General features: G+C 61.7%; 15 protein-coding genes. 9 read left to right on the plus strand and 6 right to left on the minus strand.

Annotation, left to right across the window (positions count from 1 at the left end; all coding sequences use genetic code 11):
- Positions 1–477: 477 nt before the first annotated feature.
- Positions 478–1,137 carry a DsbA family oxidoreductase gene (locus tag BLT26_RS05980; RefSeq protein ID WP_091511062.1) on the plus strand — a complete coding sequence of 220 codons (660 nt, stop codon included), beginning with the start codon at positions 478–480 and terminating at the stop codon, positions 1,135–1,137.
- Positions 1,138–1,182: 45 nt separating this feature from the next.
- Positions 1,183–1,788 carry a hypothetical protein gene (locus BLT26_RS05985; RefSeq protein WP_091510153.1) on the plus strand — a complete coding sequence of 202 codons (606 nt, stop codon included), beginning with the start codon at positions 1,183–1,185 and terminating at the stop codon, positions 1,786–1,788.
- Positions 1,789–2,038: 250 nt separating this feature from the next.
- On the opposite strand, the gene fghA is transcribed toward BLT26_RS05985, so the two are convergent.
- The 3 genes from fghA to BLT26_RS06000 form a co-directional block, all read right to left on the minus strand.
- Positions 2,039–2,890 (minus strand): S-formylglutathione hydrolase, encoded by an 852-nt coding sequence (fghA, locus tag BLT26_RS05990; protein ID WP_091510156.1) that lies wholly within the window; start codon positions 2,888–2,890, stop codon positions 2,039–2,041.
- 22 nt (positions 2,891–2,912) lie between these two features.
- On the minus strand, positions 2,913–4,040 hold the full coding sequence (locus tag BLT26_RS05995; protein ID WP_091510159.1) for an S-(hydroxymethyl)glutathione dehydrogenase/class III alcohol dehydrogenase: 1,128 nt from the start codon (positions 4,038–4,040) through the stop codon (positions 2,913–2,915).
- Between the two features lie 142 nt (positions 4,041–4,182).
- On the minus strand, positions 4,183–5,196 hold the full coding sequence (locus tag BLT26_RS06000) for an AraC family transcriptional regulator (protein ID WP_091510163.1): 1,014 nt from the start codon (positions 5,194–5,196) through the stop codon (positions 4,183–4,185).
- A gap of 212 nt (positions 5,197–5,408) precedes the next feature.
- Here BLT26_RS06000 and BLT26_RS06005 point away from each other — a divergent pair, with 212 nt between their 5' ends.
- Positions 5,409–5,807 carry a hypothetical protein gene (locus BLT26_RS06005; protein ID WP_091510166.1) on the plus strand — a complete coding sequence of 133 codons (399 nt, stop codon included), beginning with the start codon at positions 5,409–5,411 and terminating at the stop codon, positions 5,805–5,807.
- Between the two features lie 36 nt (positions 5,808–5,843).
- Here the strand turns inward: BLT26_RS06005 and BLT26_RS06010 are convergent, their stop codons facing one another.
- Positions 5,844–6,413, minus strand: a complete 570-nt coding sequence (locus BLT26_RS06010) for a PhnA domain-containing protein (protein WP_091510170.1) — start codon at positions 6,411–6,413, stop codon at positions 5,844–5,846.
- A gap of 174 nt (positions 6,414–6,587) precedes the next feature.
- Between BLT26_RS06010 and BLT26_RS06015 the strand changes: the two genes are divergently transcribed.
- Positions 6,588–8,129: a phospholipase D-like domain-containing protein gene (locus tag BLT26_RS06015; protein ID WP_091510173.1), complete on the plus strand. Its 1,542-nt coding sequence runs from the start codon at positions 6,588–6,590 to the stop codon at positions 8,127–8,129.
- Positions 8,130–8,196: 67 nt separating this feature from the next.
- On the opposite strand, the gene BLT26_RS06020 is transcribed toward BLT26_RS06015, so the two are convergent.
- The gene (locus BLT26_RS06020) at positions 8,197–8,613 is read right to left on the minus strand and encodes a CBS domain-containing protein (RefSeq protein WP_091510176.1); all 417 of its coding nucleotides are present in this window, start codon (positions 8,611–8,613) and stop codon (positions 8,197–8,199) included.
- A gap of 99 nt (positions 8,614–8,712) precedes the next feature.
- Positions 8,713–9,141 (minus strand): Hsp20/alpha crystallin family protein, encoded by a 429-nt coding sequence (locus tag BLT26_RS06025; RefSeq protein ID WP_091510180.1) that lies wholly within the window; start codon positions 9,139–9,141, stop codon positions 8,713–8,715.
- Positions 9,142–9,446: 305 nt separating this feature from the next.
- Between BLT26_RS06025 and BLT26_RS06030 the strand changes: the two genes are divergently transcribed.
- The 5 genes from BLT26_RS06030 to BLT26_RS06050 all read left to right on the plus strand — a co-directional run bounded on the left by BLT26_RS06030 (position 9,447) and on the right by BLT26_RS06050 (position 13,155).
- A complete protein-coding gene (locus tag BLT26_RS06030; protein ID WP_091510183.1) occupies positions 9,447–9,884 on the plus strand; it encodes a host attachment protein in 438 nt (145 codons plus the stop codon).
- Between the two features lie 98 nt (positions 9,885–9,982).
- Entirely contained in the window at positions 9,983–10,936 is a 954-nt protein-coding gene (gene corA / locus BLT26_RS06035; protein ID WP_091510187.1) for a magnesium/cobalt transporter CorA, read from the plus strand.
- A 134-nt stretch (positions 10,937–11,070) separates the two neighbouring features.
- Positions 11,071–11,736, plus strand: coding sequence for a hypothetical protein (locus BLT26_RS06040; RefSeq protein WP_091510191.1), 666 nt, complete (start codon positions 11,071–11,073; stop codon positions 11,734–11,736).
- Between the two features lie 176 nt (positions 11,737–11,912).
- Positions 11,913–12,533, plus strand: a complete 621-nt coding sequence (locus BLT26_RS06045) for a cytochrome b (RefSeq protein ID WP_091511065.1) — start codon at positions 11,913–11,915, stop codon at positions 12,531–12,533.
- Between the two features lie 55 nt (positions 12,534–12,588).
- The gene (locus tag BLT26_RS06050) at positions 12,589–13,155 is read left to right on the plus strand and encodes a YceI family protein (RefSeq protein WP_091510194.1); all 567 of its coding nucleotides are present in this window, start codon (positions 12,589–12,591) and stop codon (positions 13,153–13,155) included.
- Positions 13,156–13,198 lie beyond the last annotated feature (43 nt).

The raw sequence follows: 13,198 nt of genomic DNA on the forward strand, positions 1-13,198 counted from the left end.
CGCCCGGGTGCAGAGGGGCTTTCGCAAGTACAGCAGACAATAGGATTTATTCCAGTGAGGCGATAGGAACAGGCGGCCTATTTCCGTGCAATCGGCATGTGACACACGCTTACCGTTCCATAATTCAAACCCTATCGCCATGGCTCGTATAAAATCAGCCGGATAGTGTGTCATAGGCGCGACAGGCTACCAGTATCAGCCAGACCCCGCGAATGGGCCCAGTTCACATATCCAGCTTTCACTGAGGGAGGAGCCCAGGTCTCACGTCTCACGGGCATCCCGGCAACCCAGCCCGGGAATCGCCTCTTGCATGTATGGGGGCCCCCCGGATGATATCCTGTGCCCCCGCTGGCTACCGCCCGATCGTGGCCGGCCACAATTGTCCCAGGCTGGGGAGCGGGCTTTCCACCGACCGTCCCAGCTACAATTAAGAAGATGAATAGTCGCGGCTACGCCGTGCCGACCGTGAAGGAAACCATGCAAAAGCTTCCCGTGAAGATTGAGATTGTCTCGGATATCGTCTGCCCCTGGTGCGTGATCGGTTATTACCGTCTCCTGCAGGCGCTTGAGCGCTACGAATACTGTATCGAGCCGGAAATTTCCTGGCTGCCGTTCGAGCTGAACCCCCAAATGCCGGCTGAGGGGGAAAACCTGAGGGAGCATCTGGCGAAGAAATACGGGACTACGCCACAGGAGAGCATCGAAGCCAGGCAGCGCCTCACCGACCTTGGGGCAGAGGCCGGCTTCACCTTCAATTACAGCGATGATATGCGCATGTACAACACTTTCAATGCCCACCAGTTGCTGCACTGGGCCGCGGAGAAAGATAAGCAGACCCCGCTCAGCATGCGCCTCTTCGAGGACTTTTTCTCCGATCGTAAAAATGTCCAGGATCACGACGTGCTGGTACAGGCTGCCGAATCGGTAGGATTGGACGGGGAGGAGGCCCGACAGGTTCTGGACGGGCAGACTTACGCTGAAGAGGTCCGCGAGCTGGAGCAGTTGATAGCGGGACAGGGCGTTCAGGGGGTCCCCCTGTTCGTGTTCGACCGCCAGTACGCCATCAGCGGTGCCCAGGAAGTTGCCACCTTTGAGGAGCAACTGCAGCAGATACTGGACGAGAAGGAACAGGGCTGAGCCGGTCCGGACACGACTCTATCATCAGCGAACCACGAGCGACCCATGAAAAAAATACTGCCCGCCGTTGCCCTGGCGGCCCTGCTGGCCGGCTGCGCCTCGGAACGGACAACGACAGCGCCCACGGACCAATTCCTGAAAAATATCGCCGCGTACTGTGGCAAGGCATTTGCTGGCCAGGTGGTTGCCAACGAGCCGCACACTGCGGGGCCGGACCCTTTCGCCGGCCGCCGGCTGGTGATGCACGTGCGCGGCTGTGCAGAACCGACCCGTGAGCTGCGAATTCCTTTCCATGTAGGCAACGATCGCTCGCGGACCTGGATACTTACCCGCACTGCGGCCGGCCTGCAACTGAAGCATGACCACCGGCACAGGGACGGCAGCGAAGACCCGGTGACAATGTACGGGGGGCATACACGGGAAGGCGGCACTCCCGTGCGGCAGGAATTCCCGGTGGACCCCGAATCGGTGAGCCTGTTCCGCCGGCAGGAGCTTACGGCCTCGGTTGACAATACCTGGGCCATGGAAATTTACCCGGAGCGGATATTTGCCTATGAGCTGACCCGCCCCGACGGGAGACGATTTCGGGTCGAGTTCGACCTCAGCAGGCCGGTCGAGCCCCCGCCAGCGCCCTGGGGCTACGGGAGCTGATCCTTGCCCCATCGACGGGATGGCAGGGCAGCCTTAAAAAGTTGCGGCAGCCTGCGCAATGACAGAAGTTCCCTACCCGCCGCCCCCCTCCCCGGCAAACTGGATTCCGACGCAGCACAACTTAACGTAGAGCACCCGGTCATTTCACCGCTCGCCCCTGGCGGTGCCGGGGCGCGCGATACTTCTATCTATTCAGCCAGCCCTCTTCAGCCTGTGCTATCCAGTCTGGCCGCCGGGAGAACGTACCGGTTCAGGGACGCAACAGATAATCTGCGTGGAAACGCAGGTGCTGCTCGATAAAGCTGGCGATGAAGTAGTAGCTGTGGTCATACCCCGCGTGGTGCTCGATCCTCACCGGGTAGCCGGCGGCGTCTGCCGCGGCCTCGAGTGCATTTGGCTTGAGCTGCCGCTCGAGGAACTCATCGTCCTCCCCCTGTGAGATGAGCATGGGCAGGTGCTCCGTGGCGCGGCTGACCAAAACCGTCGCATCGTATTCCTCCCAGCTGGAACGGTCCGCTCCCAGGTACGCGCTGAACGCCTTTTCGCCCCAGGGACAGCTAATCGGGTTGCAGACCGGGCTGAAGGCGGATACCGAAGTGAAACGCCCCCTATTGCGCAGGGCCACGACCAGCGCACCGTGCCCGCCCATCGAGTGCCCGGCAATGGCCCGGCGCCCTGTAACCGGGAAATTGGCTTCCACCAGCCCGGGCAGCTCCTCGAGCACGTAATCGTACATACGGTAGTGGCTTTTCCAGGGCGCCTGGGTGGCATTGAGGTAAAACCCTGCCCCCTGCCCCAGGTCATAATCGCCGTCGTCCGGTACATTGTCACCGCGCGGGCTGGTATCCGGGATCACCAGGGCAATACCCAGCTCGGCAGCCATGCGCTGCGCGCCCGCCTTCTGGCTGAAATTCTCATCGGTGCAGGTGAGGCCCGACAGCCAGTAGAGGACCGGGAAACGCTGCCCCTTTTCCATGCGGTCCGATAACGGAGGCAGGAAGACCGAGAAGCGCATGTCGCAGTCCAGGGTGTCGGAATAATGCCGGTACTGCTGTTGCCGGCCATCAAATACTTTGGTGCTACTGAGCAACTCCAGGCTCATAACTGCCCGTCCTCTTTCGTCGTTATTCGTAGTGGATCACGCTGCGGATACTCTTGCCCTCGTGCATCAGGTCGAACGCACTGTTGATCTCCTCAAGCGGCATGGTGTGAGTGATAAAGTCATTCAACGGAATCTCGCCGGCCAGGTAGCGCTCGACGTAGCCCGGCAGTTCGGAGCGGCCCTTGACGCCGCCGAAAGCGGTGCCGCGCCAGACCCGCCCGGTTACCAGCTGGAAAGGACGCGTGCAGATCTCCTGGCCGGCGCCGGCCACACCGATGATCACCGACTCGCCCCAGCCCTTGTGGCAGCACTCCAGCGCCGAGCGCATCACGTCCACGTTGCCGATACACTCGAAGGAATAGTCTACGCCGCCGTCGGTGAGCTCAACGATCACCTCCTGGATGGGCTTGTCGTAATCCTTCGGGTTGATGCACTCGGTAGCGCCGAGCTTTTTCGCCAGGTCGAATTTGGACTCGTTGATGTCAATCCCGATAATGCGACCGGCACCGGCCATACGCGCACCGATCACCGCCGACAGGCCGATACCGCCGAGGCCGAAAATGGCCACAGTAGCGCCCTCTTCCACTTTCGCCGTGTTCATGACCGCCCCCATGCCGGTGGTGACACCGCAACCCAGCAGGCAGACTTCCTCCAGCGGGGCCTCGGCATTGACCCTGGCCAGGGCAATTTCCGGTAACACCGTGTATTCAGAGAAAGTCGAGGTGCCCATGTAGTGATAGACCGGCTTGCCGTCCACCGAGAAACGCGTGGTGCCATCCGGCATCAGGCCCTTGCCCTGGGTCTCGCGGATTTTCTGGCACAGGTTGGTCTTGCCCGACTTGCAGAACTTGCACTCGCCGCACTCGGGCGTATACAGGGGGATCACATGATCACCTACTTCCACGCTGGTGACCCCTTCGCCCACCGACTCGACGATGCCGCCGCCCTCATGACCGAGAATGGCGGGAAAAACGCCCTCAGGGTCCTCCCCGGAGAGCGTGAAGGCATCGGTGTGACACACCCCGCTGGCCACCAGCCGGATGCGAACCTCGCCTTTCTGGGGCGGCATTACCTCAACGGTTTCGATACTCAGCGGTTCTCCCGCCTTCCAGGCCACGGCGGCCTTGCATTGGATCGGCCCTGTGCTCATGAGTGCTCCTGTGGTCAAGTCCCTGTTAACCCTGCGCAGCGAGGTATCACTGCGCTGTGAGCCTATGATAAGCGGCTGCGCAGGTCATTAGTGAGATTTGGCGCGCCATTTCGAACTCGCTTCCGCTGCCGAGGCAGGAAAGTCAGTCCGCATCGCGCTGTTGCTTACGCCACTGTAGTGGGGACTTGCCGTGAATGGCGCGAAAAGCCTTGGAAAAAGCACTGATGTCGGTATAACCGAGAGTGGCTGAGAGAAGGTTGATATCGATGCTGGATGAACACAGGTGCCAGCGCGCAGTTTGCATCCGGGCATCCTGCACCAGCTGCTTGAAGGAAGTTTTCTCGGCGCTCAGCCTGCGCTGCAGGGTACGTGCTGGTACCCCCATCAGCCGCGCCACCTGTGCCAGGCTGTGGCGCTGCGCTCCCAGCGTCTGCAGGATAAGGGTCCTGACCTGCTCGGCCACGCTGTCGCGGTGCTCCGACAACAGCTGCCGGGTGAAGTCCTCAAAGTAGCGCAGCAGGCTGGGGCTGGGTGGGCACACAGGCCGGCGTGCAACCTCTGCATCGAACACCAGGCAATCGCGCTCCTGCCCGAACAGCACTTCGGTATAGAAAAACTCCCGATAGCGGTGCGGTTCCGCCGCCGGCTCCTCCTGGCGGAACATGACGGTGCGGGGACGCACATCCATGCCGGCCAGGTCCTGCATCAGGCGATAGCAGGCGGCCATGGACAGTTCGCGATACTGGCGCGCGTCGACCGGCCCCTGGAAGTGGTCATAACGCTCGGCCACCAACAGGTCGCCCTCCACCCGCATACGCCAGTGCTCCGCCTGGTTGTGCAGGGCCATATAACGCTGGGTGACTGCAAGCGCGGCTTCCAGGTCCGTATCGCCCAGCAGCTGGCCCACCGCGCCGAGCATGCGCATGCCCTGCATGGATGCCAGGCGCAGGCCAAAATCCTGGCACTGCAATTCATCCGCACAGATATTCAGGAGCTGGCACAGGGTTGCGACCGGGACCAGCAGGTCCGGGCGCCGCATGCAGTCCTGCGGCAGGCCCACGCGCGCCAGCAGGCTGGCGGGGTCGCCGCCCAGGTGGGGGACCAGCTGGTTGAAGCCCGCCAGGGCCCCACTGCGAATCTCGTACACGGGTTTCATTGGTCTGGTTTTGGTTCCTTTTGGTCGAAACTCGGGGCCGCCCCTCTCGGGAGGAGAGAACACCCGGACAACATCAACACAAGCTGCCGGCACAACCCGGCACTTCCCGACGAGCGGTCCGCCCCACGCAACCCTGCCGGGCTGGTCCGGAAATTGCTCCACATTCCGGGCCACCCGGCTAACGATCCAATAGCAATCACTGGGAGCTCGCCATGAACAACCACCACTGGCTCATGAATGCACAGGTCCTTACCCTCATGCGCAAGTTGCGCAAGCGCCTGCAGGCGGAATTCGATATCAACCTGCGTCTCTCCGAAGACGGCCTCGAACAGCACCTGGCAAAAGCAAAATACAGCACGGTGGACGGGGAGACGCGGCGACTGATAGCCGAAATCGAGCACCACCGGGGTGCCCCGTTCCTCACCGGTGAAGAGCCACGGCCGCGCCTGTATCGGGGGCAGCCCGTGCTTCGTGAGAATACCGGCAAAGACATATACGCAATGATCTACGGCGAGGAACTATCGCTCCACGACCCGGCGCTCCGCGGCAGGTCCCGCCCCGAAAAAATGTATCGCGGGCAGAAGGTGCTGCAAGACGACAGCCGCCGGTAATCACCTTCCGCCAGCCGGGGCCGGTACCGGCGCTACTCAACCGGACTTTTTGACAAACCTGGTCAGGATCACGATCCGCTGGCCGTTCACGCGGCCCTCGATCTGCTCCGGATTGTCGGTCAGGCTGATCCCGCGCACCGCGGTACCACGCTTGGCCACGATGCTGGTGCCTTTCACATCCAGGTCCTTGATGACGGTGACGGTATCCCCGGCACGCAACTCTACGCCATTGCAATCGCGCTGGACCACCCGGTCCCCTTCCGCCACCGGCGCACCCTGCTCCGCCCACTGGCGCACGTCTTCCTCAAGATAGAGCATGTCCAGCAGGTCCTGCGCCCAGGTCTCAGCACTGAGCCTCTTCAACAGGCGCCAGGCCTGGACCTGCACGGCGGGCACCGGGCTCCACATGCTGTCACCGAGGCAGCGCCAGTAGTTCTCTTCCAGTGGCACCTCCCCCTCCAGTTGCGAGCGGCAGCTGCCGCACACCAGGATATCGGCGTCTCCCTGCCCCTCTGAATGCGGCACGCGATAGATTCCCAGCCCGGCGTCGTCCCCACATAGTTCGCAGCGTCCGCCGCTTCGCGCGCGGAGTTGTTGCTCGTCCATATTTCCGTTCCTCGGTCAGAGAGCCGCCAGGCGGGCTTCCCGGGACACTCCCGGGCCGCGCTCGCGGGGGCGCGCATTATACCGGGCGCCAGCGGGCTGCCAACTCCCCCTCGGTGGCGCGCCCCCGAAGTCTATACTCAGCGCTGAGACAGGCCCGTTCCCCGGCGACAATCAATGGCTGACTATCCCCTGCGTGTGCTCCGGCTTGTCCTCCTCTTCAGCCTCACTGCCTGTACCTGCCCTCACGGCCCCGGGCGCTTCCCATCCCCCCCGGAGCGCGAGGCCAGCCGGGTCCTCCAGCCGGGCACCGACGCCCCCCTGGTCACCGCCACCAGGCGCCTGTCAGCCGACCATCCCGGGGAGACCGGGGTCTACCCGGTAACGTCCGCACACAATGCCCTGGCGGTGCGGCTGGCCACCATCCGCGCCGCCCGTTACAGCATCGATATCCAGTATTTCATTTTCCGTCGCGATGAGACCGGCCTGCTGCTCACCCACGAACTCATCGATGCGGCAGATCGCGGGGTTCGCGTGCGTTTCCTGCTGGATGACTTTACCACCCGGTCTGCGCGCACCGCCCTCGCAGCACTCGACCACCACCCCAACGTTGAGGTCCGCCTGTTCAATCCCTTTCCCCACAAGGGGCCGCGGCCGGTAGAGTTTTTCAGTGACTTCTGCCGGCTGCACCGGCGCATGCACAACAAGTCATTTACCGTGGACAATCGCGTCAGTTTTATCGGCGGCCGTAACCTGAGCAACAAGTATTTCGGTATCGATGGCGGGCAGGTATTCGGCGACCTGGAACTGGTCACTATAGGTGCGGCGGTGGATGAAATTTCACTGCAGTTCGATCACTACTGGAATAGCCATTACAGCTTCCCCGTGCGCTCGGTCTTCGCCGGCGCCGCCAGCCCGGGGCACCAGGCCGCCTTCCTGCGCGAGCTGCAGGACAATACCCACGCGCTGCTGGCGACCGACTATGGCCAGCAACTGCTTGAGTCACCCGTCATCCCGAAGCTGCGCGACGAGCCACAGCTCTGGTACTGGAGCCCGGCGGAAGTGCTGGTCGACCCTCCGCGCAAGGTGAGCCTTACACCACAAGTCAGCAACGGCTTCGCCTCCAGGAAGTTGCTGGAGTGGATTCGCGGGGCCCGCAGCGAGCTGGTCATCATCTCACCCTACCTGCTCCCGGATGCAGCCTACCTCGACGCGCTGCTGGCTGCCGCACGTCGTGGCGTGCGGGTCCAGATACTGACCAATTCCCTATCCTCCGCAGACGTGGCCCTCGTATACGGTGCCTACCGCAAGTACCGGCGTCCGTTGCTGCGGGCGGGGATCCAGCTTTACGAACTCTCAGGGAAGCTGAACTACAAGCTCGACAACTGGCGGGGTACCTCGCGCTCCCTGCTGCATGCCAAGCTGCTGGTGGTGGACAGGCGCGCCCTCTATGTGGGCTCGTTCAACCTGGATCACCGCTCAGTGCTCCACAATACGGAGCTTGGCCTTCTCCTCCAGTCGGGTCGGCTGGCCCAAGAATTTACGGATAATTTCAGTCGCAATGTGCGCGACAATGCTTACGAGTTATTCCTTGATCAGGGACAGGTCCGCTGGCGCGACGGCAGCGGCAGGATCTATGACCACTCACCGGAAACCAGCCTGTTGCAGCGCTGGGTGGCCCGTGTCTCCGGCTGGCTGCCGCTGGAGCACCTGCTGTAGAAATGCGAACTGCCGGCGGGCAAAGCGCACCGCCGGCAGTAACTCCTTAGCCTGGTTGGGAAGGCGCTTACGCGTGGTGTGCAGAAACCGATGAGGCAAATTCCGCACATTCATTGGCGCCGAGGGCGTGGGAGATATCACCCAGGCTCAGGATACCCACCAGCCTTTTCTCCTCGTTCATCACCGGGATACGTCTCAGTTGCAGCGACTCCATCTTGTGCAGGGCCTCGTGCATGTCGTCTTCAGCCCAGCACCACTCGATACCCTCGGTCATAACATCGCGGGCCGTCAGGGATGAAAGGTCACCCTCGACCACACCGCGGCAGGTGATATCCCTATCTGTGACCATACCAATCAAGCGGTCATTTTCACCAATCGGTACCGCGCCGATATCCTCGTCGCGAAGGATCTTGGCCACTTCTGAGAGCGGCGTATCCGGTGAGCACCAGGTAACACCCTCGTGCATTGCTTCTCTGACTTTCATGGCAACCTCCGGTTAAGCGATCTGCCCGCTCTTGGTGCGGGCACAATGTGAATGTGCTCAGTCAGCGGGATTCCGGCTCGGGGCCGGAAAACACTCCCGTCAATGGATTTCAATCCGGTGCTGGCGCGGCTCGGGCTCCTTGCGCTTGGGTGCCGTCAGCTTCAGCACACCATCCTTGAAACTGGCATCGATGTCCTCCTCACTGATATCACTGCCCAGATTGAAACTGCGCATATATTTACCGTAGCGTCGCTCCTGGCGAATGACGCGTCCCTCTTTCTCCTCCTTGTCTTCCTGGCGGACCTCTGCCTCCAGGGTGAGCACGCCATTCTCGAGCGTGACGCTGATGTCTTCCTTGTTCACGCCAGGCACTTCCGCGCTGATTTCATAGCTGTCATCAGTCTCCCTGATATCGATGCGGGGAGAGAAGAAACCCTCCTTTCCCTCGCCGCCGGCGCGCGAAGGAGACATCCACTGGTCGAAAATATTGTCGAGATCGAATAGCGACCCCCGCGGTACAAGGCTCATAAGCACCTCCACTAGCTGTCACTAGCCATTGGTCAAACTAAGGGAGGACATTCCCGGAGACATATACCCCGGTCGAAGCCTCGCCCATGCGTCGGAATTTTAGGGAGTGGGGAGGCGAATAGTAGGGTCGAAGTGAACCTGCAACATCTCGGGCAATGGCGCAATCGCACCCCACCCCGGTAGCGGAGATCCGGGCTCTTTATGCCTGGAAGATCTAGCCAGCACGGCGCATATACATTTATTCACATCCATGTGACGCCGTATTCAACTAACATTTCGATAGAACCAATAGCGAGGAACTTGCCATGGCTATTGCATGGGTGCTCGTAGCAAACCAGTCCCACGCGCGACTCTTCGAGGCTGCCAACGCATCGGGCGACCTGCACGAGGTGGAAGGCATGATCTACCCGGAAGCGCGCATGAAAGGTACCGAAGTTTATTCCGACGGCCCCGGCCGCTCGTACGACAGCGGCGGCGAGGGCCGCCACGGCATGGGCAACCCGCGTGAGCTGCACAACCGCGCCGGCAGCAGGTTCGCCAAGGAGCTGGCCCATACGCTGGAACGAGGCCGCCAGGAGGGACGGTACGAGAAGCTCTATATCGTTGCCGAGCCACAGATGGTGGGCAACCTGCGCGAGGAACTGGATTCCCCCACGCGCGCAACCATCGCCGGCGAGACGGGCAAGAACCTGGTCTCTTCAGATGCCCGCGAAATCCGCTCGCAGTTGCCCTACCTTTTGTAGGCGGACATCCCGATAAAGGGCCAATCCGGGACAGGATTGATTTGCGCGCCGCAGCTTGCAACCATTAGGGTTCATACCAACGCCAGAAGGATAGGGCAATGCTGAGACTTTTCGACATCAGGCGGGGGCGGATCAGCGAAACCGCCCTCACCGGTGTCCCCGACTCCGTACAGCTGGCCGAGGCGGTGTGGATCGACCTGCAGGAACCGGAGGAACAGGAACGCGACCTGCTGGAACAGTTGCTGCGCACCGAGCTACCGGAATCGGAAGACGTGGAGGAGATCGAGGCCTCGGCGCGCTATTTCGTCGACGCTGCCGGTATACACATCCACTCGCTGTTCCTCACCCAGAGTGAAGGTCGTCACAATACATCGACAGTCGCTTTCATCCTTCAGCCGGACCGTCTGATCACTGTGCGCGACAGCGAGCTCGCTGATTTCCGCCTGTTGCGCATGCGTGCGCGCCGAGGCGGTGTCGAGGCCCGCAGCGCCCAGGAACTGATCGTGGAGGTGTTCGAGCAGAAAGCCGAGAATCTCGCCGACGCGCTCGAGGATATCCACCTGAGACTCGGTGACGTGAGTTACATGGTGCTAGAGGATGAGGCGGCCGAGCTGGAGGATGCCATCGACCAGCTGGCCAAGGTCGAAGACAGCAACGGTAAGGTGCTGCTGTCGCTGATGGACACGCGCCGTTCAATCACATTCCTGCAGCGACACGTCCAGGTTGACGGCGAACTGCAGGAGAGGTTCCGGGACATCATCCGCGACATCGATACCCTGACCGCCCATACCAGCTTCCTGTTCGACAAGATCAATTTCCTGATGGACTCGACCCAGGGGTTTATCAACATCGAGCAAAACCAGATCATCAAGATCTTCTCTATCGCAGCAGTGGTCTTCCTGCCGCCGACCATGGTGGCCAGCATTTACGGAATGAATTTCAAGTTCATGCCCGAAATGACCTGGGAACTCGGTTATCCCTGGGCGCTGGGGCTGATGCTGCTGGCGGGAGTAGCACCATACCTGTATTTCAAGATCAAGGGCTGGCTATAAGTCCCGGGCGGGTCATCACACCGGCAATGGCTCAGAGGCTCCTTTCGGGACGGAGGCTGCGCCGTGTAGGTGCTAAAATTGAGGCTCCGGCAAAGAGATTGTGTAGCCAGCTGGACCCGCACCGGAAGATGATAATGGCGACATCGAGCAACAAGAGCTTTCACCGCAAGCGCTGGCTGAGCATACAGCAGGCGGTAGACCACCTCAGTGCACTGTCGGAGGAACCGCTGAGCAGCCGGGACCTGGCCGATCTCGCGGAGGAGCACCTGCTCGATCTCTACTGGTACCGTCCCGGCCAGCACGCCGCGTACATGGGCCGGCCTGAAGTCACCACCCTCGACCGGCCGCTGCGACTGTGCGCGGAAAACCACAGCGACTGGCACGCAATCGCCGATATCCTGCGCCACCAGCCGGCCCTGCCGGCTTTCGAGCAGGACACGCCCCTGCTGGAGGATGCGGAGGGCGACCGGCTGCGCATTACATTCGACCGTCACCACAGGCCCGAACCCTTCAGCAGCCGCTGGTACCCGACGCTGGCCGAACTCGTGGTGCGCAGGGAAGACCTGGAACAACTCGAGCCCCGGCTGTTTGCCGGCCGCGAGGGCACTCACGCCCTGGAGACCCCACTGCTCCTGCAGGTCATCTGGCAACTGGAACAACTGGCGCTGGACGGCGAGCATCACTCCACCTCCTGGCTGGCCGAGCAGCTGGCGCGGCGCTCACCGGGCGTCAACCGGACTGACCTGGAGCGGGTGCTGGATGCGGCCGAGCGCGAGGGCCAGCGTGGCAGGCCGCACTAGCTTCCAGGTCCCCGTTTCCCCTCCATTTCTATTTAATCGAACGATTAAGTCAGCTTTATTCGCTGGAAGGCGAAGTCTGAATTTATTTACACTCTGTTGCTGACACAGTGGCGCCGCCCGCGCGTAGAGACCCGGGCTTGCGGCGACAGGCACAGGGGTTGCAAGGGGGAAATATCGTGGCAGCCAGAAACAGTGAACATCGTTACGGCTGGGTGGCCATTGCCCTGCACTGGCTGATGGCCCCCGCGATTATCGGCATGTTCGCGCTGGGCTGGTGGATGCGCCAGCTGTCCTACTACGATCCCTGGTACCGGCAGGGCCCCGAGCTGCACAAGGGCATCGGCATCCTGCTGCTGGCCCTGTTACTGTTGCGCCTCGCCTGGAAGGCCATCAATCCCCGGCCCGGGGACATGCCGGGCCAGGCCCGCTGGCAGGTCGTCACCGCGCGGTTTGCCCACGGAGCACTCTACCTGCTGCTGCTCGCCATTATGGTTTCCGGTTACCTGATTTCGACGGCGGACGGTCGCCCCATCAATGTCTTCGGCTGGTTTGAGGTTCCCGCCACCCTGCAGGGCTTCGACAACCAGGAAGACCTGGCCGGGGAGGTACACGAAGTACTGGCCTGGTCGCTGATGGGCCTGGTGGCGCTCCATGCCCTGGCAGCGCTCAAGCACCACTTTGTCGACCGGGACGCCACACTGCGCCGTATGCTGGGCCTGCGCGGCAATCCACCATCCCGTCCGCCGCGTAAGGAAGTCGGCAGCCCCGCCACCGGATCACCGGCAAGCAACCAATAAGTCACAAACAGACCCTGTATCAACAGCTTTTACCAAGCCAATCGAGGAGCAAATAATGAAGAAAGTCGCCATTTTCCTTTTCGCCGCGCTGATGGGCGCCACTGCCCAGGCAGCCGAGTACAAGATCGACACCAAGGGCGCCCACGCGTTTATCCAGTTCCGCATCAAGCACCTGGGTTACAGCTGGCTCTACGGCCGTTTCGATGACTTCAGCGGTTCCTTCCAGTACGACGAGAGCAAGCCGGCAGAGTCCTCCATCAATGTCGAGATCGATGTGGCCAGCATCGACAGCAACCACGCCGAGCGCGACAAGCACCTGCGCGGCGAGGACTTCCTGCACGTGGAGAAATACCCCACCGCCACCTTCAAGAGCACCAGCTACGAGCCCATGGGCAATGGCAAGGGCAAGCTGAGCGGCGAGCTCACCCTGCGTGGCGTGACCAAGCCGGTCGTCATCGATGTGGAACATGTGGGCGGCGGCAAGGACCCCTGGGGCGGCTATCGCCAGGGCTTTACCGGCACCACCGAGTTCGCCCTGAAGGATTTCGGCATCATGTATGACCTGGGCCCGGCATCACAGACCGTGGAGATGATCCTGGACGTGGAAGGCATCCGAATCTGATCCCTTTTCCAGGTTACACACATAAAAAAGCCCGGCGCCAGCC

It is taken from the genome of Microbulbifer yueqingensis (assembly GCF_900100355.1).
GTDB classification, from domain to species: domain Bacteria; phylum Pseudomonadota; class Gammaproteobacteria; order Pseudomonadales; family Cellvibrionaceae; genus Microbulbifer; species Microbulbifer yueqingensis.